At 36.7% G+C, this 25465-nt stretch carries 20 protein-coding genes; all 20 read right to left on the reverse strand.

Annotation, left to right across the window (positions count from 1 at the left end; all coding sequences use genetic code 11):
* Positions 1 to 150: 150 nt before the first annotated feature.
* The gene (gene ablB, locus BALCAV_RS02510) at positions 151 to 999 is read right to left on the reverse strand and encodes a putative beta-lysine N-acetyltransferase (RefSeq protein ID WP_003323863.1); all 849 of its coding nucleotides are present in this window, start codon (positions 997 to 999) and stop codon (positions 151 to 153) included.
* Positions 992 to 2398: a sigma-54 interaction domain-containing protein gene (locus tag BALCAV_RS02515; RefSeq protein ID WP_040323432.1), complete on the reverse strand. Its 1407-nt coding sequence runs from the start codon at positions 2396 to 2398 to the stop codon at positions 992 to 994. Before BALCAV_RS02515 ends, ablB begins: the two co-directional genes overlap by 8 nt.
* A 188-nt stretch (positions 2399 to 2586) precedes the next feature.
* Positions 2587 to 3258: a hypothetical protein gene (locus BALCAV_RS02520; RefSeq protein ID WP_003323865.1), complete on the reverse strand. Its 672-nt coding sequence runs from the start codon at positions 3256 to 3258 to the stop codon at positions 2587 to 2589.
* A 201-nt stretch (positions 3259 to 3459) separates the two neighbouring features.
* Complete coding sequence (locus BALCAV_RS02525) at positions 3460 to 4038, reverse strand: class D sortase (protein ID WP_003323866.1); 579 nt, start codon at positions 4036 to 4038, stop codon at positions 3460 to 3462.
* Between the two features lie 1109 nt (positions 4039 to 5147).
* Entirely contained in the window at positions 5148 to 7076 is a 1929-nt protein-coding gene (locus tag BALCAV_RS02530) for an ATP-dependent DNA helicase (protein WP_003324264.1), read from the reverse strand.
* Between the two features lie 72 nt (positions 7077 to 7148).
* On the reverse strand, positions 7149 to 8327 hold the full coding sequence (locus BALCAV_RS02535; RefSeq protein WP_003324263.1) for a Ger(x)C family spore germination protein: 1179 nt from the start codon (positions 8325 to 8327) through the stop codon (positions 7149 to 7151).
* A 172-nt stretch (positions 8328 to 8499) separates the two neighbouring features.
* Positions 8500 to 9825 carry a spore germination protein gene (locus BALCAV_RS02540; RefSeq protein ID WP_052044328.1) on the reverse strand — a complete coding sequence of 442 codons (1326 nt, stop codon included), beginning with the start codon at positions 9823 to 9825 and terminating at the stop codon, positions 8500 to 8502.
* The gene (locus BALCAV_RS02545) at positions 9822 to 10913 is read right to left on the reverse strand and encodes an endospore germination permease (protein ID WP_003324260.1); all 1092 of its coding nucleotides are present in this window, start codon (positions 10911 to 10913) and stop codon (positions 9822 to 9824) included. Before BALCAV_RS02545 ends, BALCAV_RS02540 begins: the two co-directional genes overlap by 4 nt.
* 224 nt (positions 10914 to 11137) lie before the next feature.
* Positions 11138 to 12133: an oxidoreductase gene (locus BALCAV_RS02550; RefSeq protein WP_003324259.1), complete on the reverse strand. Its 996-nt coding sequence runs from the start codon at positions 12131 to 12133 to the stop codon at positions 11138 to 11140.
* A 103-nt stretch (positions 12134 to 12236) separates the two neighbouring features.
* Positions 12237 to 12626: a hypothetical protein gene (locus BALCAV_RS02555; RefSeq protein WP_040323422.1), complete on the reverse strand. Its 390-nt coding sequence runs from the start codon at positions 12624 to 12626 to the stop codon at positions 12237 to 12239.
* Positions 12627 to 12723: 97 nt separating this feature from the next.
* Complete coding sequence (locus tag BALCAV_RS02560) at positions 12724 to 13929, reverse strand: Ger(x)C family spore germination protein (protein ID WP_003324760.1); 1206 nt, start codon at positions 13927 to 13929, stop codon at positions 12724 to 12726.
* The gene (locus tag BALCAV_RS02565; RefSeq protein WP_003324761.1) at positions 13926 to 15533 is read right to left on the reverse strand and encodes a spore germination protein; all 1608 of its coding nucleotides are present in this window, start codon (positions 15531 to 15533) and stop codon (positions 13926 to 13928) included. The genes BALCAV_RS02560 and BALCAV_RS02565 overlap by 4 nt, the downstream gene beginning before the upstream one ends.
* A gap of 18 nt (positions 15534 to 15551) precedes the next feature.
* On the reverse strand, positions 15552 to 16679 hold the full coding sequence (locus BALCAV_RS02570) for a GerAB/ArcD/ProY family transporter (RefSeq protein ID WP_003324763.1): 1128 nt from the start codon (positions 16677 to 16679) through the stop codon (positions 15552 to 15554).
* 182 nt (positions 16680 to 16861) lie between these two features.
* Positions 16862 to 17959, reverse strand: coding sequence for a branched-chain amino acid aminotransferase (locus BALCAV_RS02575; RefSeq protein ID WP_003324764.1), 1098 nt, complete (start codon positions 17957 to 17959; stop codon positions 16862 to 16864).
* Between the two features lie 1260 nt (positions 17960 to 19219).
* Positions 19220 to 20083 carry a peptidylprolyl isomerase gene (locus BALCAV_RS02580; RefSeq protein WP_003323384.1) on the reverse strand — a complete coding sequence of 288 codons (864 nt, stop codon included), beginning with the start codon at positions 20081 to 20083 and terminating at the stop codon, positions 19220 to 19222.
* Positions 20084 to 20100: 17 nt separating this feature from the next.
* A complete protein-coding gene (locus tag BALCAV_RS02585) occupies positions 20101 to 21348 on the reverse strand; it encodes a S1C family serine protease (RefSeq protein ID WP_003323383.1) in 1248 nt (415 codons plus the stop codon).
* Positions 21349 to 21596: 248 nt separating this feature from the next.
* Positions 21597 to 23114, reverse strand: a complete 1518-nt coding sequence (locus tag BALCAV_RS02590; protein ID WP_003323382.1) for a BCCT family transporter — start codon at positions 23112 to 23114, stop codon at positions 21597 to 21599.
* Between the two features lie 276 nt (positions 23115 to 23390).
* On the reverse strand, positions 23391 to 23909 hold the full coding sequence (gene ssuE, locus BALCAV_RS02595) for an NADPH-dependent FMN reductase (RefSeq protein WP_003323380.1): 519 nt from the start codon (positions 23907 to 23909) through the stop codon (positions 23391 to 23393).
* 103 nt (positions 23910 to 24012) lie between these two features.
* Positions 24013 to 24519: a hypothetical protein gene (locus BALCAV_RS02600; protein WP_003323379.1), complete on the reverse strand. Its 507-nt coding sequence runs from the start codon at positions 24517 to 24519 to the stop codon at positions 24013 to 24015.
* A gap of 101 nt (positions 24520 to 24620) precedes the next feature.
* Positions 24621 to 25448, reverse strand: coding sequence for an ABC transporter permease (locus BALCAV_RS02605; protein WP_003323378.1), 828 nt, complete (start codon positions 25446 to 25448; stop codon positions 24621 to 24623).
* Positions 25449 to 25465 lie beyond the last annotated feature (17 nt).

A 25465-nucleotide genomic window follows, 5' to 3' on the forward strand; every position in this document is an offset into this window, starting at 1 on the left:
ATCTCTATAACCAGATACTTTGCAATATCTATGCCAAGATGAAATAAAGGCGGAATAACCCGTGGGGAGCGGTTCTTTCTATTAGTCTCGTTAAACTTAGTGCCAACTTTTAGGCAGTTCAGGCAGTTAACTGCCTAAAAGTGAGCCTTTTTAATGCTGATTTTTCACCCAAACATTTAGATTTTCATAGGCCCCTTCCATAAAACAATTATTCGTTAGCCTTCCTTGATATTCGTAACCTAATTGATGGAGAGCGGAATTCATTCCAAAAGAGTTTGCCCGTGCAATTGAATAAGTCGATAAGATTCGGTCTGAATATAACTCCCTTTCAATTAATTTAATTAAATGTTTGATTAAACCGTATTGACGATGGGCGGGGTCAGTTGCACAATCGGTCATTTCAGCATTATGAAACACGGCATTAACATCAGCTGAAGCAGCACAAACAATTTCAGCTTCAAAAGTTGCAAGATAAAAAATCGCCCCAGCTGACATCAACTTTTGTAAATAAGCGGGTTCACTAATCGGAACCGGATAACTAGAAAAAATCCGAGCATAAAAGCTAGCTAATGCTTCAATGTCTGCTTGATTCGCCCGACGTAGTTGATAACCAGGTGGCAAATCTTTATTTCCTTTTGAAATCGGTTTATTCAACACACCTTCCATAATTTGATCTTCTGCGATCCAATCGCCACAATTTTTACGTTCATTCGTAAAAAAGCGGCACATTGCATAATTATCAACCCCATTAAAGTACCCTTTAAAAATCGCCTCCAATTCAAACCCTAATGGCAATAAGCGTTGCCATTGTGTTGGCTTCGCATAAATAATTAATTTAGTGAATGGTTTTTCTTGCCTCATTTGTTCAAGTTCAATAAGAAGTTTTTTTGGGTCTCCACGAAATTCATCGACCCGGATACGTTCATTGGCATGATCAATATACAGTTCTGCTTGAAAACATTCATTCCGTACCTTTTCTTTTGTTGCAACACTAATCATTCGGCCTTCCTCCTTTTTTCCGTTCGTCATTAGATTGATATTTTTTTAATTTGTATTGAAGTGTTTGTCGAGGAATACCTAAGTGATTGGCAGCCTGCTTAATATTTCCTCCAGTCGCCTTTAAAGCATCCTTAATATAACTCATTTCCTCCATCACCAATTTATCCTTAAGTGTTTGAGAGCTTTTCTTTTCTACTGATATTGAGCTGATTTTCTTTTGAAGATGATGTGGTAGGTGGTGAAGACTAATTGCATCTTCTTCTGACATCGTTAATGCATATTCAATCACATGGCGAAGTTCTCTTATATTTCCTGGCCAGTCATAAGATTGCAGTAAATGAAGCGTACTCACATCCAGTTTTGCTGTCGGACGATTGGCTTTTTTTAAAAAATAATCGACTAAAATCGGAATATCGTTCGTTCTTTCCTTTAAAGTCGGTAATTCAATTAAAAATAAGGAAAGTCGGTAATATAAATCTTGTCTTAATAATCCTAATTCCACACATTCTAGAGGGTGTTGATTCATAGCCACAATGATTCTTACATCAACCCGATAACTTTCTGTTCCACCAACTCTTCGAATAAAACCATCTTCAATCGTCCTTAAAATCTTCGCTTGAAAGTCTAATGGCATCGATTGGATTTCATCTAAAAAAAGAGTACCCTTATGAGCTAATTCAAATAGGCCTTTTCTATCGACCGCCCCTGTAAAGCTACCTTTGGTTGTACCAAATAATAAACTTTCTAGTAAACTACTCGGTAAGGAAGCACAGTTTTGAACGATAAAACGTTCATTTTTTCGCTTCGATTGCCGGTGTAACGCTTGCACAAAAAGCTCTTTACCTGTTCCAGTTTCACCGTAAACAATAATTGGATGATTGGTTTCAGCCGCTTTTTTCCCTATATGCATCTGAGCTTTCATGGTCGGATCATTGGTCATAATGTCGTTCCATTCTGATAACTTAAGTTCCTTTGTTTGTTTTCTCTTATCTCTTCGGTTATCATCCATTTGTTGCAATTGTAAAATTTTCTCAGAAAGTTGATTGATCTGTTTCATATCTTTTGCTATTTCTATCGCCCCGTATAATTGCTGCTCAATAAATAATGGAATAGTTGTGTTAATCGTATCTATCGTAAATCCTTTATTATTCTTAAAGGTTTGTGATTTTTGATAGATTGCTTTTTTCGTTTTCATTACTTTTAATAAAGTGCTCGAATCTTCCGATAACGAAGGGAAAACGTCTAGTAGATGCTTTCCAAGTACTTCTTCCCTTGTTAGTCCGTCATGACTCGCTGCCACTTGATTATAATAGACCGTCACACCATTTTGGTCAACAACATGAATGGCTTCATCAATCAATTCCAATATAGTCTCAAGCATTTGTCCCCAAACATTCATTTCTTTTTTCAAGGTCAACACCTCACTAACGGTCTAATAATAGTATATGGTCTTAATGCTTTTCCTTATGAATGCTAATTCATGTAGGTTAGAAAAGGTGGCTACCATACAAAATAGACGGAGTAGTCATTTATCGACTTAGGTCATCCGTCTTATTTTCTGTTTTTTTGTTTGTTTTCTATTATTGTTTATCTTAAGTTAATCGACGCTATACTCGATGTGATCGTCCTTAATAGTTCATCCCTTACATTGTCATTGGCAATACTTATAATGACATAGTGTAAATACAGTTGGTCGTTGATGTTTTCTTCTTTTAAGAGCATATACATGTTCTCATGCTCTCGATCAGCCATCGTGAAATAATCAAAATCAGCTATTTCAGGAAAATCACCGAAGTGCAAATCGGTTAATGAAACTCGGTAATTTGGTTCTGATTTTTGAATCGATTCTTCAAACGTTTGAATGATACTAGCCATTTCCATATAGTTAGATTCTATTAATTCATAAGCATAACTATACCCTTGGCCATTAATAATTAGCATATTATTGTCATCATTAGAAGATACAACTGCTTCTTGTGGCACAATAATAGATTCAACATTTTCAGTTAAATCATTACCTGAACCGGGTCCTTCTGTTGTCTCCTGAGAAATGAGCCTAGCCTCAACACGATATTCCATCTCATCATAAACATAAATTAGCTCTGAATCCAATTGATTTAAATAGAGTTGTTCCGAAGAATGTTCGATTGACTCTTGTTCTCCTGCTGGATACATTGGATGTTCCTCGACACTATCAACACAAGCCGTTAGTGTAACAAGAACTAACGCTCCTCCAATGATGTTAGCTCGCTTTTTCATTATTATTTACCCCCAAAAATTCAAACAAAGTTCCATTTATTTCAATCAAACTAAAAGACATCTATTATTCTAACAAATTAATCGCTGACTGTCTTAAAAAGATTCACTTTCCGAAAAGATAGAGAAACTAAATAAATTTAAAAATCACCTTTAGAAGTGGAGTTTTCGCTTCTTAAAGGTGATTGATTTGTTTTTAGAAATTTACTCTACTACAGGTTTTGCATAAATAATATACCGATCTGGTGCACTGCCAACAAAATTAAAAGGGTAGCAGGTTGACAATGTCAGAACTTCATCAGGGGCCATCGAACGAATGACGGTCGTATCGTCTGCGGGAACAATTTCAGATTCATACATTTCATACACAAACGTACCGTATGGCATTTCTACGATAAATTGATCACCAATCTCAAGTTCACCAAAGCCACGAAAAACAGAATCTCGATGTCCTGATAACAAAATTTGATCATTTTGCCCAGGTAACTTCGTCGTTTTATAATGACCAACACCTCGTTCTAACTCTTCCTCTTCTGTTCCAGAAATAATCGGCAAATCCTTTTCTAGTTTTGGAATCGTTAATAATCCAATCACATCACCATCATTGATGTCCATTGATTCTGCACTTGAGATAGGATTTTCAACATCCCGATCCATCGCTAATACTTCGTTCGCTTCAGCAAGGGATTGTTTTTGTTTTTGACTCGATTGAAAGATTTCATACCCACCATAAATAAGAAAAGCCAAACCGACAATCATAATTAGACTAGCAATGAACCTCATCCTAAATCCTCCCATATGTAACTGTAATCTCTTCTCTTTTTATTGTATTAAAACACTCAATAAATTTGGATAACTAGTAAATAAATTGTATCATAATTTTGAACAAAATTCTGAAAAAATATACATTTTAAACGTTTTATAGAAATAACTCAACTTTCGCATCGAGAAAACCCGTTCAACTAGTTGGCAGAGCGAAAGGGAAGCTCTTAAACAAATGCCCTTGACACATTTGAAAAGCGAGAACGTACTATCACACAAAACGGATAAACTGTGCATCAAGAAAAAAAAATAGGCCATGCTCTTCGGCTGTCGCTACCAAAACCATACTCCGCGTCCTGCGGGAACCTTGCGAGCCTCCTCGGCAAGCCTTGCGGGGTCTCGCTCCACGGTTTATTCCCCGCGGGAGTCTCCGTATGGTTTTGTCCGCTAAGTGTCGTGGAGAGGCTTGATGATATGGCCATGCTCAATCAGCTATTTCTAACGCAGAAGAACCTTCTTTTTCACTTTGTTGGTTATGGAACTAAATAGATCATTGCCACCTATTTTTTCCCAAGTCTGCCGTCATGAAAAGACAGGATTCCAATCGAAACAAGCTCGATCATCTAGCTAACGTACAGAGCATCAACACGGATTGGTTTACAACTGTAATGGAATTAGTCATGGAAGGAGAAAAATCATTCTCAAGCTCATGTACGTTGAAGTCATGACTATTTTTTTATTCCATGAGAAAACCGAACCTAGATTCGATTCCATGATCTAGCGGACAAACAGACACGGAGACTCCCGCAGGAATAAACCGTCCAATGAGACCCCGCAAGCGTGCTGAGGAGGCTCATGAGGTTCTCGGCAAGGAGCGGAGTGTCTGTTTGGGAGCGACAGCCGAAGCTCTTCATTTTAGTGAACAGTTTCCTTCAACAGCCTACGAAGAGATGTATTCAGACTGTTAACGATTGAACTGTTCATGTAAAGTCAATTTGAGTATTGTATCGCCCTAAAGTCAATCTCTATCAACAGTTAAGGGTCAATTATACGCTGCGAAAGTTGAGGAAATAATTATGTTTATAAAAAAAACCCTAGATGACCTCTACAATCTTCTAGGGAATTATATTCTATAATTGAGACTTAACTTTAGTCGGTAACACTTCCTCAATGATTGGCCATAAGTCATGATGCTCTTTATCCGTTAACCACATCTGAATCGTGCCTGAATCCGTCCCTGTACGAATTAAACGCCCGACACCTTGACGAAGACGTAAAAGCATATACGGTAAATCAACTTCTGAAAAAGGGTTACTTGTATGGTTTCGTTTCGCATCAAATACAGGATCTTTAGGTGGAAATGGTAAGGAAGACATGAGCACCTGCGAAAGGGACTCACCTGGTATATCAAGTCCCTCCCACAAATGATAGGAACAAAGCACGGTTTCTTTTTCCGTCTGGAATTGCTCGACTGTCACACTAATTTCTTTTTCTCCTTCATATAATAAAGCAAATGGCCAGCTTTCTTTGCTTGCCCAAGCTTTAAAAAGATTCATTTCTTCTTTACTCGCAAATAGAATTAATGACTGTCCTTTATTATCTAATAGAGCTTGTTTCATTTCTTGCCATTTCGTTTCCTCTATACAGGCTTTCTTCACTTCAATCTTCATTTTTTCATCATAATCAAAAGGTGAGTCAACAGCAAACGATTCATAGTTTTCAATTCCTAGACTTTGAGCAATAAAAGAAAAGTCTTTATTCCTTGATAATGTAGCGGATGAAAATACAATTGGAATGTTTGCTTGGAACACTTCTTCTTTTAAAATCGATTCTACTAGTCTTGGCATTATCACAAAAGTTCTTTCATATTCCGATTGCTCTAACCAAAAGATGCCATGATCTTCTTTAAGTAAAATCGATAGCCCATATGAAAGAAATTCTAGATATTCCTCAATCATTTTGACATGGTAGTCATCGATCGTAAACAATTCGGAATCAAAGACGAGCTGATCTAATAACTGTTCCACATAACCATTCATCTTCGCTGCTAATTGCAACATTTCGTTTGAACGTGGTACATAAGCCCGAATCGATCCCTCATGATGAATCGCCGATTGCTGCAATTCATCAAACCATTGATCATGAATCAATAATATTTCTTCAATTAAAAGGAGCGATTCTTCACGAACATTTTGTTGCATATAACCTGTTAGCACTTTCGTTAATGTCTGTGAATGAAAACGATACGTTAGTCCTTTTTGGGCAGCAAATTCAAGAAGATGACCTTCATCAAAAATTAAGCAACTCGCTTCAGGTAACAACGGCAATTGACCTTCACGCTTTCTCGATTCCTTCGTCCAAACATGTTCCATATAAAAATCTTGAGAGCAAATAATCAAGTCAGCCGATTTCTTATAAAAGTCGCGATTTAATGTTTGACCACAGCGATGGCGCAGATCACAGGTCGAACATTGTTGCAACGGATCCCAAGCAATTTCTGCCCACTTTTCATTTGATAACCATGGATATTCCTTCCGATCACCGAAACGTGTAAAGCGCTCAAGCGATTGGGTATGCTGGTAAACAAAAGAGGGAATTTGTTCGTGCACTCGATTAATATCCTCGTCATCTGTTGTCGTCACAATACTTTCCAACTTGCTCACACAAACATATTGATCACGTGCTTTGGCAAGCCTTGCATCAATTTTTAAACCAAGGGCCTTTTCTAATTTCTCAATATCTCCGTTTGGTTTGACGAGTTGCTCAATTAATGTTTCATCCGCACAGGCAATAATAGCTGGTTTCCTCATATAACGTGCATAACAGATCGCATATAAAAGATAGACGAGTGTTTTCCCCGTACCGACACCAGCTTCCGCAAAAATCGTTTTTTTATTTTTAAATGCTTGTTCTAATTGGAAGGCCATAAAAATTTGTTCATCTCGTAATTCAAAGCCTTTCTCTGGCAATAAATCATAAAAGACATCGCCTATATAATCAGATAATTTATCAAAAAACTGCTCATTTTTAGCTACTTGAAATGGTAATGTTGTTTTCATGTATAACTCCTTCAACCTTAATTAATCGATAACCACGTTATTATACATGAAATAAAGAAAGCTCGATAGCCTTTATTCTTTTTTATGCCTTGTTGCTTCTTCTGCACTCTGATTAAATTTCAATAAACCTGAATGTATGACCTCAACTTCCACGTTAATCTCTCCTAATAATTGCTCTTGCAACGGAAAATCCTCTTTTAAAGGTTCCCATTCGCGATAGTGGTTTACATACGTTTCAAATTCTAAACCATACAAATCAATTTCTTTTTCTACACCGGTCAGAAAAGTCTCTCTCACCTGCTTTTTCACAATTTTTTCGGCTATTTTTTGCACCTCATGATCTTCCATTTCCTTTAATAGTTCTAACAACTGTGCTTCAAGTTTAATATCCAAATGATAGATAGGCTGACCTGCCACAAACTCTGCCTTTTTCTTAACCTTGATTCCTTCAACTGTTAACACACCGACTCCTTCCCCATTTTCTTCTAAATAAATCGGATAACGTTCCGTTCTTTCATCTACCCAATGCATTCCTTGATAAGCTTTTAAAGGTAAAAAGCCTTTATAATCGTTATCCTTCACAAAGTAGATTCCATCGTATTCCATTTTATTAACGCTTTCTTCATTTTTTTTCCATTGAGTTGTATTAATCTTTAAAGATGGAAGTTGAACGGTTTTAGCTGGTTCTGTTAATTCAATGACCACATCCTTTAACCGCGTTGCTAACGAAAAGGTTCGCTGTTCTAAGATTTCATTTGGTTTGTGTAGCAATGTTAACAAAGTGGACAAATTAAAAAAGGCAGGGGTTGCAAATAATTGCTCGATTGGCTCATTCGTCGCAAAAGCCCATTGAGAAAGTCGTGTTTCTGAAAATCTTGTATAACCATCGATGACTTCTTCAACTCCAGACTCTAATAATCGCTCTGTAAAAACAACCGTCGTCACATGGCTCCATAATGTCTTCATTTGGGCTGTTTTATACAAATTAGTTAACGACATATTCACCGATTTCCCCTCCCCTCTACCGATATAAACGACAGGGTCTTGACCAGGGGGTTGCTCCTGTTTAGCAACAAAAGAAAAGTCAAGCATTTGAGCATAAGAAATATAAATTTCTCTTTCCGGATCATAATCAAGCCCGACAGCTACAACATAATTTATATCTTGAATGTCGACTAAATCCCAACACCCTGTAAGCAAAAGCATAATAAGTAAAACAAAAATAGATTTGCTTCTCATAATTCGTTTCATCGTTATCAATCCTTTTGTTCTGTTAACATCCTAGAAGGTTTTATATCAGAACTTTTTGGCCTATCCAATACCGCCGCCACCCATTCTTTTATAGTAATAGGAGCAAGTGGCTCTAAATAACCGACTCCAAATGAAGTTAAACCGGCTATATAAGTCAAAACAAAATAAAGGCTTATAAAAAACCAAACATTCCTAAAAAAGAAGAGCCTATTAAAACTAAAAGTCGAAAGATCGTAACTGTTCCTAATAATGATTGATTAATGAGAGTAAACTGTGCAACAGCTGAAACCGCCATAACAACAAGCAACGTAGGAGAGGTCAAACCAGCTCGAATCGCTGCGTCCCCAACTATCAGCCCACCGATAACGGCAATCGTTTGACCGACTGATTTTGGTAAGCGCACCCCTGCCTCACGAAAAATTTCAAACATCCAAATCATTAGAAAAGCTTCCATTGGTGCCGAAAAAGGAATACCAAAACGAGAGTTCGTAATCGTTGCCAACAAATAGAGAGGAATTTGTTCCACATTATAAGCTGATAAAGCGATATAGAATCCTGGTAAAAAAATCGACACAAAAAATCCAAAAATACGTAGTAATCGTTCAAGCGCCACAAAATAATAAGGATGGTAAAAATCTTCTGGAGATTTAATTTGCTCGGTTAAATTAGTTGGAGCAATTAACGCCATCGGAGAACCGTCAATAATAATCCCAAACCGTCCTCTTCTTAAACTTTGAGCTAGAAAATCCGCTCTCCCTCCATAATTGACTAATGGAAAAAAAGACAATCGATTATTTCCAAAATATTCTTCAAGCTGCTGACTACTTTCTAAATACTCCACTTGACATGATTGTAAACTCTCAATGACGGTATCTAATAACTTTGGACTAATTGTTTGATCTAAATACACTAAAGAGACATCCGTTTGACTTTTTGTCCCAAGAACAAATGTCCGGTTTTTTAACAAAGGCGTTTTTAAGCGTTTTCTTAACAAAGATATATTTGTATTCAGATCTTCTGTAAATCCATCACGTGGACCTTTAATGGAAATTTCTGTTGCTGATTCTTCCGTTTCACGTTTGGCGATATCTGACATCCGCCGATAAAATAACCATTGTTCATGCTCAATCAATATAATTAAATCACCATTTAATAAACGTTCAAACAACAAAAGATCGGTATCGATTTTAGTAAACACGAGCTCATTCATAAGGGACATTTGAGAAAAACGTTTCTCATATATCATTTCAGCTAGACTAGGAAAAACAAATTCATTTAATTGTTTTCTATCGATCATCGCTTCAGAGTAGATAAAACAAATTTCTATGTTTTCGTATTGATGTGACTCAACGATAAAGTCTTCTGCGTCCTTCAATTCTTTTTTAAATTTTTCAATCGACCAATCCGATAACGATTGCTCATTAAACATTTCCGCACTAACATCTAAAACCGACTCATCCTGACTACGAGAAGATTTGATTTTGTTTAGTTTTCTCACATCGACTCCCTTCCCTTCGATTTTGTTACAAAAGTTAATAAAGTAAACAAGATAATCATAACGATATAAATAATAAAAAGAGTCGGCATATAGACTTCATAAAAGGAAATAACATCCATCACAATAATGACTGGAAATGCCGTAAATCCAATCAAAATGAGCGTCATAACGAGATAAAAATAGATTAATTTCTTTACCTTAAACACATAAGCAAATATTTCTCCCATCAAATAAAGCTCAAAGGCTAGCCGGACAAATGCACCTGATAACCACTGATAAATCGATAAAAAATCAACATTAGATATATAATCACCTAATTGAACGAGTAACCATTGTTCAAACGCAGGATAGCGCATCGTTTGCGAAAAGAGTCCAAAAGCGGCAACTGATCCCATCAGTGGTCCGATCGTTAATGAGATGAGAAAAAAACTTAATAAGATTAAATGCTTTGTTTTTATACGATGGTTAGCTCTATGTTGAATAAATAGTACGGAAATTAACTCGATCGTGGAACTCAAAACATAAAGCGTTGTCCAACTAATCTCCGTAATAGATGTAGTCAAAAAGGGTCTTAAAAGTTGATAATCTTTAAATTGAAAGTTGGCCGTCATAACAAAGTAACCAGCTAATACAACAAATGGAAGCAAAACCCCAGCAACAATTCCTATCGTTCGTAACCCTTTTTGTACTAAATAAACAACTAAACCAAGTAATACGAGTGTCGTCACAAAAATCGGCGTTTTTTTGAGGTATGTCACTTGAGTCCATTCAATGACCCCTCTTGAAGTTAAATAGCTATTCAACAAAAAGATACACCAAAAGATGATCCCAACAACGCAAGCTACAAAACGGTTGGATTTCCGTTCTATCCAAACAAGGAAATGTAATTTATTCACCTTTTTCAAAAGAAAGCCGACAACACAGACAATTAATATACAAATAGGCAATGCTATCAGAACGGCCATCCATGAATCTTTTCTAGATGTATTCAATAATAAAGGAATCATCTGAACATGATTTACTAAACCGATGGAAAGAAGGAAAATGAAGATAATTTGATTAATCGTAATTTCATTTTTACTAATCATTTTCTTCCTCCAGATGTTTGTTTTTATTAAGTTCCCCCAAATACGACCATTTTTATGCATTTACTTTCCACAGAAGGTTAATCGTTCCACTAGGAAAAAATTTATATGTTTATAGATGAATTCGTCCCTTAAAGTTATCAAATTACGGTACGAATCCCAGAAAACTAAAAAGCTCCTAAAAGTTCAAAAGAGAACTTTTAGGAGCTTTTTAACATCATCCATCATTAAATTTTAACAATCGTTCTTCCTCTATGATTATTTGCTGTAATGGCGGTTAAGGTCTCGATCACTTCATCCAATCGAACCTCTGTGACGATTTTTTCTATTCTTTCATTTTCATGTAATTCCTCCGCTATAAACTGCCAAACCTCTCGCCGTTTTTCCATTGGGTATTGGGCTGAGTCAATGCCAACAAGGTTTACACCTCGAATGATAAATGGCATCACTGTTGTCGGAATCTTAACACCACCTGTTAGACCACTAACAGCAACCGTTCCACCATAGCGCAATTGAGCTAATACATTCGCTAATGATTGTCCACCAACCGGATCAATAGCCGCTTGCCATTTACCCGATTGAAGCGGTTTCATTCCCTGCTGTGAGAATTCACTTCTCTTCACAACCGAGCTTGCCCCTAAACTTTGTAAATAATTTGCTTCAGTAACTTTCCCCGTACTAGCGACAACTTCAAATCCTAAAGTATAAAGCATCATCACGGCCATACTGCCAACTCCACCAGTTGCCCCAGTTACTAAAATAGGGCCAGCTTCTTTGGTAACACCTTCTTCAAGCAATCGTTTTATCGACAAAGCTGCTGTAAAGCCTGCTGTGCCATATATCATAGCCGTTCTTAAAGAAAGCTGCTCTGGCAATGGAACGATCCAATCAGCTGGGACTCGTGCATATTCAGAATAACCACCAAAATGTCCGGTCCCAAGTTCATAACTTGTCACAATAACCTCTTGTCCTTTTGTGAACCTTGAGTCTTCTGATGCCGTGACCGTACCTGCTAAATCAATCCCTGGTATCATTGGATAACTTGTGACTACTTTATTGTTGTTTAAAAGTGCCATGCCATCCTTATAATTGACACTGGAATAATGAACTTTGATAAGCACTTCTCCTCTAGGTAAATCGTCTATCGTTAATTCGGTAAGCTTTTTATTCAATTCTTTTGTCTCTTCATCTACATCAATTAATAAAGCACGAAATCGTTCCATTTAACATTCCCCCTTTTTCAAATCTCTCCTCAAGTATAACGAATTCCTATCCTTTCGTACAAAAAAACACCTTCATTCATCTTGGAATAAAGGCGTCTGCTTATTATTTTACATTTGAAAGCTCTTTTATAAAATCGTTGTATTCTGAAACTGGTAACTTCACGGCTTCTTGCTCGATCGTTTCAATTAATAATTCCTTATTTTTATAAAAAGGCTCTTTGCCCACTGTGTAATAATACTTAATAACCTCTTGTTCTTTAAAGAACGCCTTGCCAAGCTTTAATAATTTAGTTACAGGTAACCCTGATACTGATACCGATTCGTTGCTTGCTTTTGGCGTAAACTCCTCTTCTTTTGGTAGGCTTTCTCCTTGATTCATTCCAAGTTGTCCATTTAAACGCTTGGCCACTTTGTTACGGATTCGCTTTTTTTTCGAGCGGACCAGCCTCGAAATTTCAATATTTTCGTTTTTATTTCCTAAAACTTTTTCCATAAAAATAATGACTCCTTATTCAAATATAAATTGATGATACACACGTACCCTATACAATCGTTTAGTGTAACAATGATAGACCGTTTTGACCATGTCATTAATTTCCATTTTCTATTTTCTCGAACTGATAAGGCTTTGTCGTTGTACCAATCCGCTTAATCGTTACATCTAACTGATATTCTACAGACAATTTCGATAATTGCTCTTGCCAATTTTGTTTATTTTCTTCCCAATAAGAAGGCTGCTGTCTTTTTAACAGATTACCTAATCCTAAAAAATCGGTTTGATAATGTTCAACGGCTGCAAAAGTTTGTCCTAGAGTATGACGGAGTTCTTTGATCATTAACTGCTCATATTTTTTTAACGATTCCTTATTAGTAGGATCAATTTGACAGGAAGTTTCTTTTAATTCAGCTGCCAGTGTGATATTAACTAAGAATACAGGCTTTCCGCTGACGATTTTACTTATTACATCTGCCTTTGCACTTGTCACTTCTGTTGTGAAATTCCGATTCTCTTCTTGACAATCAATCGGTCCAACAGTAGAAATAACATCGGCATTCAAATAATTTACTCCTTTACTTTCCTGTTCAGTTAACCAACCAATTAAACGATCTTGCCGAAACACACTAAACGGTGTCAGCTGTAAATCTTCATATTGATTCACATTTTTAACATTGGATTCAGAATCCCCCTCAGACTCGCCACTCTTATATAAGGTTATCCCTGTTAAAACAGGTTCCATTCCCTCCGATAAAATCGTGTTAATTAATTCATCAATTTGTACACCACGTGTCGGAGCCCAAATTCTTTCTGAAAGAATCATGGAAGTATACATTTTATTCGCTGGAATTTTTTCAAGCGGTGTTAAAACACTCATAATCTCCTCAGCTCGATAATCTTTAGCAATAACAAGATAAAAGTCAGGACGTAATTCATTATAACGAGTAAAAAAATCAAGAATATGGCTAATACCATTTACGGCTAATCCCTCTCCAATAATGACCATTCTTGTATGAGCAATATATATTTCTCGTGAAACGATCGTACTCATTTTTTTAATGGCCTCTAAAATGGAATTGGCTTTTATCGAATAAACATAAACCGGGATTTGATTAGAAGAAGCGATTTGGGCAATTTCAGACGGATTCAAAATTTGGACAGAAATGATGTACTCATCGTCTATTAAGTCTATTCCTATCGCAGTTACAATTCCAATTTCATTTAATTCTGTTTTGCTCCAACAACCCGACAGCAGACAAAGCAAACATAAATAAACAAGTGTACCTCTTGCGACCCTCATTCCAAATTGGCTCCTTTTGGTGGTGCAGGCTTTTTTGTATTGGCACGTTTTTGATTTTTTTCTGTTATATATAATGAGCGTTCCCGAAGAGACCATAATGGAAAACGAAATAACGCATCTTTTTGGTTTTTCCATATAAATGGAGCAAATGGTGTCATATATGGAACACCAAAAGAACGTAAACTTGTTAAATGAAGAACTAAAGCAATTAAACCTAAAATTATCCCATATAACCCTAAAACCCCAGCTAAAATAATAAATAGGAAACGTAAAAGTCGAACAGAGATTGCCATATTAAAAGAAGGCGAAACAAAGTTGCTTATAGCTGTAAGGGATACGACAATGACCATTGCCGATGAAACAATGCCGGCTTCAACAGCCGTTTGCCCAAGAACTAGTCCGCCGACAATTGATATCGCCGAGCCGACAGCACGAGGCAGACGCACACCCGCTTCCCTTAATATTTCAAATGTGATTTCCATCATAAACACTTCAATAATCGCCGGAAAAGGGACGCCTTCACGCTGAGCCGCCAAACTGATTAATAACGGTGTTGGCAACATTTCTTGATGATAAGTGGTAACGGCAATAAATGTTGCTGGGACAAGCAAAGAGAGAAAAAAAGAAAAATAACGTAAAAAGCGTAATGCAATGCTAATGTCGACCCGTTGGTAATAATCTTCATTCGTTTCAAAGAAATTAACAAATACTGCCGGTAATATAAGAACAAAAGGCGAGCCATCCACAATGACGACAATTTTACCATCTAAAATAGCAGAAGCCGCCGCATCAGGTCTTTCAGTATTTAATAGTGTTGGAAAAGGAGAATAAGTAGCATCTTGAATATATTCTTCTAACTGCCCTCCCTCAAGTAAACCATCAATATCAACTTTTTTTATCCGACTTCGTAATTCATCAACCATTGAATCTTTAACAACAGATTTTAAATAAATAACAGCAAGCTCTGTTTTCGTTTTTCTGCCCACATTTAGTGTTTCAACCCACAAGTCTGGTGATTTAATCCGTCTTCTAATCAGTGACTTATTGACATTAATACCTTCCGTAAAACCATCCTTAGGACCTCTTACTAATGTTTGCGATGTGGGCTCTTCTACCCCTCTGCCTTCTTTTTGTTCAGCACTAATAACTAAACAATGAGCAATTCCATCTACAAAAATAATTAAATCACCTGTTAGTAAAAAATCAAACATATCTTCTATATAATCAAGTTGTGTCAAATCATGTATCGGCAGAGCATAATGACGTAAATATTGAAAAAGTTTGTAATGAGAAGGATATTCCTCCTTTTCTAAATAGCTTTTAACATCCTTCATAATGACATTGCTAATAAATTGTTCAATAAACGTTTGATCACTTAGATCTGAAACATAACTAACTGCAACAACAAACTGATCTTTCTCTTGAATAGTAAAGGTTCGAAACAAGATATCTTCACTAAACCCTGTTTTTTCCTTAATATAACATTGGTTTTTATGGATATCTTTAAAAATAGAAAGTGAGGTTTGCTTCTCGTTAATAGACTTTTCCTTTTTTGAAATTGGATAGGAACGATGTTTTTTCAAAATTGATGTTAATTTTTTCATCCTTTTCCCTCTTTCCTGCTATGAAGAGACCGTCTCATTTTCTTGCTGTTTTTGCCTTGAACCATTCATTTTTGATTTAATCCAGTGAATCATTAACAGGAGCAAAGGAATGCCTACCATGTTAACGGGGAGAGCATATCGTATCCAATAAGTGGTTCGATACAAATACTCATCTGTGAGATAATTATTCGGAATGAGTGATAAAACCGTCACGACTAGCACAAAAACGAAAGCGATAAGCGAACGATTTTTCAAACGAAAAGCATCCTTCATTACATGACTAAAGCAGTAAGTATATAAAGTCATTTTAAAATAAACACTCATCAACCAAACAACGATCGCCAAGGCGTCTAACCGTTGTAAAATATTAAAGAGAGAAATTTTTCGAACCATCGTAAAGTAAGGGAAAATTTGATTCACCGCAAATGGAACCCCTAAAACAGAAATAACCAAAAAAGTAACAAGTGTTAATCCAAAAGCCGTTATGATAATGGCCCCCATAAATGCACCTTGGCTCATTTTAATGTCTTTTATAAAAGCGGTTAAGGCAATAATAATCACAGACTCCCCTAATAAAGAAACAGGGGTTAAAGCCCCTTCTAATAAAGGCTTTATTTGAATGTTTACAAAGACGGGCTGAATATGAGCCAATTCCACATTTTGAATATTAAAAATGATCGTGACGATGATACTCAACAAAACAAGTGGACCAAATATCGTCGCACTACGAGAAAGAACTTCAATCCCAAGATGCACCCCATAAAAAATTAACACACTTAAACAAGAAATAATGACAATGAGTGGTGTTCTATACAAAATAAATTCATAAATTAATTCACTTGCCATTCGCAAAATAATCGCCGTTACGCTTGTCCACATGATTAAGTAATTTAGAATGACGAGTTTGGCTAGCCATTTTCCAAGCAGCGATTCACAAAGTTGAACAAATGTTTTTCCTTGATAAGCTCTTGCTAATAATGTTGCTTGATATGTAATTAGGGTAGCAGCAACACCCGCAATTAAGACAGAAAGCCATGCATAATTTCCTGCAGACTGAATGGCAGGTTGAATCGTGATTAAGACAGTCATGCCGATTGACATAAGTGTTAACACCCAAAATAATTCATAGCTTGAAATTTTGTACAACCTATCCCCTCCAAAACCTCCATCCATTTTAACGGTAGTGTAACCAACCAAATTTATCCTATTCAATTTCAACTAGTATGGAAAATAAACCACACTCTCGATATTAATTGGCATACAAAAAAGCTGTCCTCATAAGATCTTTCAATCTCATGGGACAGCCCTTTCGTTTTTTATATTATGATTTAATTAGAAGTTGTCTCATCTAATGAATTCACTTGAATCGTCCAATTAAATGAATCTGCTTTTTTACCAGTTTGAATGCCTGTTAACGTATCATACAATCGTTTTGATACATTCCCAGTTTCTCCACCATTTATTTTCATTTTCTGATCACGCCAAATAAGTTCCCCGATTGGCGAAATAACAGCCGCTGTTCCAGTACCAAATGCTTCTTCCAATAAACCTTGATTGTATGCTTCTAACAGTTCATCCATAGAAAGTCTCTTTTCAACGACTGGCATATCCCATGATTTTAATAATTCAATCATTGATTTACGGGTAATTCCTTCTAAAATGCTGCCGTTTAAAGCTGGGGTGACAATCTCTCCGTTTATTTTAAAGAAAACATTCATACTGCCAACTTCTTCAATATATTTTTTCTCTACCCCATCTAACCATAGCACTTGAGAAAACCCTTGTTTTGTCGCCTCATTTTGGGCATTATAAGCTGCTGAATAATTGCCAGCTGTTTTCGCTGTTCCTGTTCCACCTTTTACAGCACGTGTAAAGTTTTCTTCCACATAAATCCGGACAGGATTAATACCTTCAGGATAATAAGCTGCTACAGGTGATAAAATGATCATAAATGTATAACAGGCTGAAGGATGCACACTTAAATTGTTTTCAGTCGCAATAATAAATGGACGAATATAAAGAGATGTGCCTTCCCCTTTTGGAACCCATTCTTTTTCTAAAGCAATGAGCTGTTTTAAATAATATAATACTTCCTCTTCATCAACATGCGGAATACTAAGCCGCTCACTTGAGCGATTTAAACGCTGGAAGTTTTGGTCAGGTCTAAAAAGTAAGATCTGATCATCCTCGGTGCGATATGCTTTTAACCCTTCAAAAACGGTTTGTCCATAATGAAAAATCATCGCCGCTGGATCTAATGTGACAGGCTGATACGGAATGATTTTAGGATCATGCCAACCTTTATTAACTGTATAGTTCATTTTGAACATATGATCAGTAAAAACAGAACCGAATTTCACTTTATTCACATCTGGCTTTTCTTTTGGATGCATTGTACGGATGATTTGTAATTTCTTTCCACTCAACTTCTTCATCTCCTTTTGACCACTAATCACATTTTAAAAGCTCATTCTGAAGATTTCAAGAATAAAAATGATTCACGTTATGCTCGAAACGGAAGACATATTTCTAAAAAATTGTCAAAGAAAACAGTAAGAATATTGCTACTATAAGAAAGAAAGCGTTTCATTTTTTTCGGTTTTTTCTGAAATTTATTCTAAAAAATTTTTTAGATTTTCTTTGTTCTAGTTTATTCAGCTCCACATAAAGAAAGACTGCTCGATTTAACTCAAGCAGCCGCTAATATTAATTACTGAGAAAATCCGTTCAACTAGTTGGCAGAGCGAAAGGGAAGCTCTTAAACAAATGCCCTTGACACGTTTGAAAAGCGAGAACGCACTATCACACCAAACGGATAAGCTGTGAAGTAAGAAAAAGATAATAGGCCCTCCGGCAGTCGCTCCCAAAACCATACTCCGCGTCCTGCGGGAACCTTGCGAGCCTCCTCGGCAAGCCTTGCGGGGTCTCGCTCCACGGTTTATTCCCGCGGGAGTCTCCGTATGGTTTTGTCCGCTAAGTGTGGTGGAGAGGTTTGATGATATCGCCATTCTCAATCAGCTATTTCTAACGCAGAAGGACCTTCTTCTTCACTTTGTTAGTTATGAAAAGACAGGATTCCAATCGAAATAAGCTCGCTAGTCTAGCTAACAGAGCATCAACACGGATTTATTTACAACTGTAACGGAATGAGTCATGGAAGGAGAAAAATCATTCTCAAGCTACTGTATTTTGAAGTATTGTCTGTTTTTTTATTCCATGAGAAAACCGAACCTAGATTCGATTCCATTATCTAGCGGACAAACAGACACGGAGACTCCCGCAGGAATAAACCGTCCAATGAGACCCCGCAAGCGTGCTGAGGAGGCTCATGAGGTTCTCGGCAAGGACGCGGAGTGTCTGTTTGGGAGCGACCGCCGGAGGGCCTATTATTTATTTCTTGATGCACAGATAACGTGAGATTGGTTTGTTCGTTTATGAACTTGACGTATTAAAGCAAAGGGTTGACTGTTTACATTTTTTTCAATAGGAAGGAAGAGTTAATCACATTGTTCGCGACAGCCGAAGTGCTTCATTTTAGTGAACCGTTTCCTTCAACAGCCTGCGAAGAGATGGGTTCAGACTGTCAGCGATTGAACCGTTCATGTAAAGTCAATTTGAGTCTTGTATCGCCCTTAAGTCAATCTCTATCAACGGTTAAGGGTCAATTATACGCTGCGAAAGTTGAGTTAATTATAATCGATATTGTATTGTTCTCTTAATAAGTTAACCCATGGTCCATACTCTACTTGAAACTTTTCATTAAATAGGATATCTTCAATCTCTTCTCTATGCTCTTCGAATTCTGCTTCTTTTGCTTCATTTTTCCCAGTCACTTTTATAATATGAAAACCAAATTCTGACTCGACCGGTTCACTAATTTGGTCCAATTCTAATTCAAAAGCAACTTCTTCAAATGGTTCGACCATATCCCCTTTTGAAAAATAACCTAATTGACCTCCTTCTTCTTTACTAGCTTCATCTGTTGAAAATTCGACGGCTAACGTAGAAAAATCTTCACCTGCCGCTAATTTTTCTTTCACCTCATTAGCGGTATCTTCATCTTCTACTAAAATATGACTTGCTTCAACTTGTTCTTCTTGATTAAATTGTTCTTGATTTTCTTCAAAATACGCCACAGTCTCTTCTTCTGTCACTTCTATAATGGAAGACATTAACTTTTTTGTTAATAAGTAATAGTGTATATCATTTTCTAACTCTTCAATGCTCATTCCATTTTGACTAAGCATTTCCTGAAATGCTTCTTCTCCGTTATACATTTCATAATAATTTTCCATTTCAGCTGCCATTTCATCCTCAGTCACAGTAATTCCTTGCTCTTTTGCCTCTAATTCAATCATTTTGTCGGTAATTAGCGTTTCTAGTGCCGTTGCCCCATGTTGCGCCATCACTAATTGTTCAACTTGATCTTGTTTTATTTTTTCACCGTTTACTGTTGCTAGCACATTCGTTGAATTGGATACGTACACTCCTAATGCAATAGCCCCAACTAAGACCATAGCACTACTGATTATTACTATCGTTTTTCTCATTTATGATTCCAACTTTCTTATAAGGATGTATTGGCTGTTAATGTTAAATTTACTTGGATTAGCTCACCATTTCGATATAAACTGATTTCCACATTTTGACCAAGCTCAAGCTCTCGATATAAAACTTTGCGTAATTCAGTTGCATCTTTTATTTCATTCTTATCAATAGATGTGACAATGTCACCAGCACGGAGACCTGCTCGATCAGCTGCAGACTGCGGCTCAACCGTTGTAATGACGACACCCTCTGTCACTTCATCTGGTAGCTCGCCTAAGTACCCCTGAGGAATCTCATGTAAATTCGCTAACCCTACACCTAAATAAGGTCGGCTAATTTCTCCTTTTTCAATAATTTCTTCCACCAAAGGTAGCAAATCATTACTCGGAATCGCAAAACCAATACCTTCAATTCCATTTTGAGCGATTTTTAAACTATTAATCCCAATGACTTCTCCATTGGTATTAATTAAAGCTCCACCACTATTTCCCGGATTAATAGCCGCATCTGTTTGAATAACATCTAAATCCCATTCACCGGCCGAAGTCGTAACAGGAATGGTACGATTAATCGCTGAAATAATGCCTTGAGTGACGGTTCTCGATAAATCAAGCCCAAGCGGATTTCCAATCGCCAATACTTGTTCCCCAGGGCGCAGTGCGTCCGAATCACCAAAGGTTATGACGGAATGAACGGATTGTGAATCGATCGCTAATACAGCTATATCTGTCAGTGCATCAGAGCCGACTAGTTGAGCTTGAACTGAATCACCTGATGGCAATGATACTTCTATTCCGTCAGCGCCTTCAATGACATGATGATTCGTAATCACAAAAGCTTTATCTCCTTCTTTTTTGAAGATGACACCTGAACCTGTCCCGGCTTCAACGGCTTCTTGTTCATTTCCTTGTTGATTTTGAAAAAAACCTCCGTAGCCTTGCTGACTTTGTAAATTAACTACCCCCACTATTGACTCTGATGCCTCTTCAATCATATCCATTAAATCCGTCGTTCCTGTCGATATATTTTGCACAGGAAGGGGATTTCCTTCATTATTTGACTGTTCATTCACTAGGGCCTCTTCATCAAGAGCAAGTGACAGTTGATTAGCGACGAGATTTTCATAATAGCCTGTTTGAGGGATAACCATTAATGTAATCGCCGAACCAAGCACACCAGCACTTACCGTTTTAATAAACGAACGTCCTTTCTTTTTAGTGTTTGCTCTACTTTCCTTTTTAGAAATTTGTTCTTGCTCAATTTCCACTCTACCCACCACCTATCACTTTATTGCTTAAGCTTTGATCCTACTTTAAAACAGAAATAAGTCAGTCAGATGTCAAAAGTAGCGACAGTTATCAAAAATTGTGAGAAATGGATGCAGACGAGACAGTTCAACTCTATTGGGCGGGGATTTTTTACAGATTAGGCGCTTCTCCCTTTTAATCAACGCCAAAAAAACCTCATTTTGTCGTCATAACAAAATGAGGTTCTTCTATTTACTTTTTTACGTTATCATTTCATTTTCGGTTGTTTTTTGATTCGACCAAGACCGAGTTCTTTTGCTTCTTTATGAAGAGCTTTTAATAAACTAATCATCATCAATAACATAATCAATGAGAATGGAAGGGCAGCAGAAATCATCGTATTTTGTAAAGCCGGCAAACCGCCAGAATAAAGCAAAACCAACGCAATCGCCGCAACCATAATTCCCCATATTAGCTTAATTTTTGTACTAGGCGTTTGTGAGCCATCAGTTGTCATCATACCTAATACATATGTACCAGAATCAGCTGATGTGATTAAAAAGATCGCAATCAAAACAAGGGCTAATAAGGACATAATTAAAGAAAGTGGAAAATTCGCTAAGACACCGAATAAACTTTCTTCTATTGCTAAATTGGAAAGCATCGCCACTCCCGTATGCTCGTACATCATCGCCGTACCACCAAATGTGGCAAACCAGAAAAAGCCAACTAAGGAAGGTAAAAATAAAACACCAAAAACAAATTCTCTAATGGAGCGCCCTCGAGAAACACGGGCAATAAATATCCCCACAAATGGAGCCCATGAAATCCACCATGCCCAATAAAAGATTGTCCAGCCATCAATCCATTCTCTTGCCTCTGTATTAAACGGAGCAATTCGAAAACTCATTTGGAAAAAGTTTTGAATATAACCGCCTAATGTATCCGTATATAGATTAAGAATCGCAACAGTAGGACCAAAGATAAAGACAAATAATAATAAAATTAACGCTAAAATCATATTCAGATTACTTAAAATCCGTATCCCTTTTTCAATCCCTGTTAATGCGGAAATCATAAATAATACTGTAACTACGACTAAAATAGCTAATTGAATCCAAAAATTTAAAGGCAATCCAAATAAATAACTCATTCCACCATTGACTTGAGAAACCCCAAATCCTAGAGTTGTGGCCACACCGATAACCGTAGCGAATACAGCAATTACATCAATTGCGACTCCCAAGCCACCGTCCACTCTATTGCCCAATAACGGCCTCAAACTCGCACTTATTAATGCTTTCTCACCACGCCTAAATGTAAAATAGGCAATAACTAATGCGACTAAACCATAAATAGCCCAAGCATGAATGCCCCAATGAAAGAACGTAAATCGCAAGGCATCTCGCATTCCTTGTGTTGCTCCTTCTTGACCAGTCGGCGAGCTAACCGCATAATGACTTAGTGGTTCTGCCGTTCCCCAGAACACAAGCCCAATTCCCATACCGGCACTAAATAAAAGAGCAAACCATGTCGGACGGTTAAATTGCGGTTTATCATCCTGCTTCCCTAATTTTATCATTCCAACCGGACTTATTAAAAAATAGAGACATACAAGAGCAATAACTGTCACTAAAATTAAATAATACCACCCAAAGGATGACGATATAAAAGCCGTTAATTGACCGGTCCATTCTTCTAAAAGTTTTGGAGCAAAAATTCCAAACAAAACAATGATCATTAATAAAGAAACAGATAAATAAAATACAAGTGACTTATTTTTCATGTAAAGTTCCTTTCCCTTCAATAACTTTGAAAATCTCCCTATATAGGAGACGTACCTCCCCAGAAACAGGAAAAAACACGCCGATTCAAACGACGTGTTTTTATAACATAACATAACATCCATGTTATTTCTAGCCCGCAATAAACGAAAAACCATTCGTTTGGGACCGACACGCTCATTTTATTTCGCGTGTTTATTTTGTCCGTAACCTCAGCTCTTCATTCAATGGCAATGAACTCTTAAACCTGATTACTGCAAGATATTTTAACCTTATAATCACTTGATAAACTCAGTTAGTGTTCGGTCAATTCTCTCTTTCGCTTGTTTGGTTAGGACTAATTCCTTACTATCATCCCAATTTACATCGCTTTCAACGGTATATAAACCTTTAGCAATCCATTTAGCCCCTAAAGCAGATAAGACAGGTTTTAAACTATAATCCACCATTAATAAATGAGCTAAACTTCCCCCAATAACAAAGGGCAATACAGATTTGTCTTTTAAGCCATCTTGCGGCAATAAATCTAAATACGTCTTTAGTACTCCAGTAAATGAGGCTTTATATACTTGCGAGGCGACAATGACTAAATCCGCTTTATCGACTTTTTTATTAAATTCTTTTACTTTTTCATGATTGAATTGAGCTTGAATAAGAGCCTCTGCTGGGATATCTGTCACATGCAAAACTTCCGCTTTAACGCCTTGACGAGCATAAAACTGTTGAGCATATGTGATTAATCCATTTAAACGAGACGATTTATATGGACTGCCCGAAATGATCACGATATGGAGCATTTAATTTTCCTCCTTCTCCTCTTGAAAAAGAGGCAAAGCTGTTTATTAACAACGATGCCTCTGGTCATCCAGTCGGTCGAATTATTTAATTTATTTTATGCCTTTAAATATAATAAGTGATTGGGATATGTTTTTTTAAAATCGAAAATAAATATTCTTTTATTTCATGCTCTGACTCTTTTCGTTCACATGGATAAGGTGATTTTTTCGTTTCGTCCATGACATAAATCGTTGGTATTAATTCTGTAGTCGCTAAACTAATAAGAACAGGTTTAAGACTAAATTCAATGACTGAAGCATGGACTCTCGTTCCACCAATAATGGCAGGTAAAATCATTTTCCCTTTAAAAATACTTTTATCAAGATCATTTAAAAAATCCTTCATTTCTTTATAAGGTCTTTCTTTAGCCTCAAATAAAAGAACAACTAAATTAGCTTTGTCGATAGCTTGTAATGCCTTCGTTTCTTTTCTAATATTCGAAAAATCTTTAACAGATACGGAAGAAATAATATCTCCAAATTTATCTAATTGGCTTTTTAAGGCGGTATGAATACAACCTAATGAAGGCTCCTTAGTGGGTACTTCAATAATCGTTATTTGATATGACATAGTCTCATCCCCACACTTCTTATTAATTCTTAATATTCCTACTTGTTTAATAAGAATTATAACAATAAAAGTGGTGAATAGCAATCCCTATACATTTATTTTTAGTCTATTTTCCAAGGTGTTAATCGCTTTTCTAAACGTAAGAGCGAATAATTGACAAGCATACCAATAACCGAAATCGTAATAATTCCCGCATACATATAAGGGATTTGGAAACTGTGCTGCGAATTAATAATTAAATAACCTAGACCAGCTTTTGCCCCAATCATTTCAGCAGCCATTAAGACGAGAATCGAACCTGCTGCTGCCAATCTTATTCCAACAAAAATAGTCGGAATAGCAGCTGGTAAAATCACTTTTATAAACAGCCGAAAGGGGCTTAATGCCATAGAACGTGCCGACTTAATAAATAAAGGATCAACATTTCGGACTGAACTTATCGTACTTAACAAAATCGGAAAAAAGCAAGCATATAAGACAACTGCTACTTTCGATGCTTCACCGATTCCAAGTAATAAAATAAAAACAGGGAGAATCGCAAGTGCTGCTGTGTTTCGAAACGCTTCTAAAATCGGATTAAATAAATCAGAAATCGGTTTAAACCAGCCTATCAATAAGCCAATTGGAATAGCAATGATTAGAGCAAGTGTAAATCCGACGACTGACCGTGTTAAACTGGCAACCAAATGTGTCGTTAACTGACCCGTTGCAATTAACTCCCATAATCCACTCAATACTACTGAAATGGGAGGAAAAAACGCTACTTCTACTAGCCCTAATCTCGGAATTACTTCCCACAAGGCAAGAAAGAGTATGATCACAATTGATTTTGAAACTATCGCTTTCCCTGTTTGATATAAACCGTTGAACGGTTTCATTCGGAGCGTTTGGTTTTTACGTAATCGAATAACCGTATCCGTGCGAGCCATTTTATTCTTCCTTTCTT

Origin of the sequence: Alkalihalobacillus alcalophilus ATCC 27647 = CGMCC 1.3604, from assembly GCF_000292245.2 — a bacterium.
In the GTDB taxonomy this organism is placed as follows: domain Bacteria; phylum Bacillota; class Bacilli; order Bacillales; family Bacillaceae_D; genus Alkalihalobacillus; species Alkalihalobacillus alcalophilus.

Bases quoted from the DNA above. Each gene is read 5' to 3' on its own strand.
- BALCAV_RS02525 (WP_003323866.1), bottom strand. From the start codon at position 4,038: ATGAGGTTCATTGCTAGTCTAATTATGATTGTCGGTTTGGCTTTTCTT.
- BALCAV_RS02560 (WP_003324760.1), bottom strand. From the start codon at position 13,929: ATGAGGGTCGCAAGAGGTACACTTGTTTATTTATGTTTGCTTTGTCTG.
- BALCAV_RS02555 (WP_040323422.1), bottom strand. From the start codon at position 12,626: ATGGAAAAAGTTTTAGGAAATAAAAACGAAAATATTGAAATTTCGAGG.
- BALCAV_RS02605 (WP_003323378.1), bottom strand. From the start codon at position 25,448: ATGGCTCGCACGGATACGGTTATTCGATTACGTAAAAACCAAACGCTC.
- BALCAV_RS02530 (WP_003324264.1), bottom strand. From the start codon at position 7,076: ATGAAAACAACATTACCATTTCAAGTAGCTAAAAATGAGCAGTTTTTT.
- ablB (WP_003323863.1), bottom strand. From the start codon at position 999: ATGATTAGTGTTGCAACAAAAGAAAAGGTACGGAATGAATGTTTTCAA.
- BALCAV_RS02535 (WP_003324263.1), bottom strand. From the start codon at position 8,327: ATGAAACGAATTATGAGAAGCAAATCTATTTTTGTTTTACTTATTATG.
- BALCAV_RS02565 (WP_003324761.1), bottom strand. From the start codon at position 15,533: ATGAAAAAATTAACATCAATTTTGAAAAAACATCGTTCCTATCCAATT.
- ssuE (WP_003323380.1), bottom strand. From the start codon at position 23,909: ATGCTCCATATCGTGATCATTTCGGGCAGTCCATATAAATCGTCTCGT.
- BALCAV_RS02600 (WP_003323379.1), bottom strand. From the start codon at position 24,519: ATGTCATATCAAATAACGATTATTGAAGTACCCACTAAGGAGCCTTCA.
- BALCAV_RS02580 (WP_003323384.1), bottom strand. From the start codon at position 20,083: ATGAGAAAAACGATAGTAATAATCAGTAGTGCTATGGTCTTAGTTGGG.
- BALCAV_RS02545 (WP_003324260.1), bottom strand. From the start codon at position 10,913: ATGATTAGTAAAAATGAAATTACGATTAATCAAATTATCTTCATTTTC.
- BALCAV_RS02515 (WP_040323432.1), bottom strand. From the start codon at position 2,398: ATGAATGTTTGGGGACAAATGCTTGAGACTATATTGGAATTGATTGAT.
- BALCAV_RS02550 (WP_003324259.1), bottom strand. From the start codon at position 12,133: ATGGAACGATTTCGTGCTTTATTAATTGATGTAGATGAAGAGACAAAA.
- BALCAV_RS02520 (WP_003323865.1), bottom strand. From the start codon at position 3,258: ATGAAAAAGCGAGCTAACATCATTGGAGGAGCGTTAGTTCTTGTTACA.
- BALCAV_RS02590 (WP_003323382.1), bottom strand. From the start codon at position 23,114: ATGAAAAATAAGTCACTTGTATTTTATTTATCTGTTTCTTTATTAATG.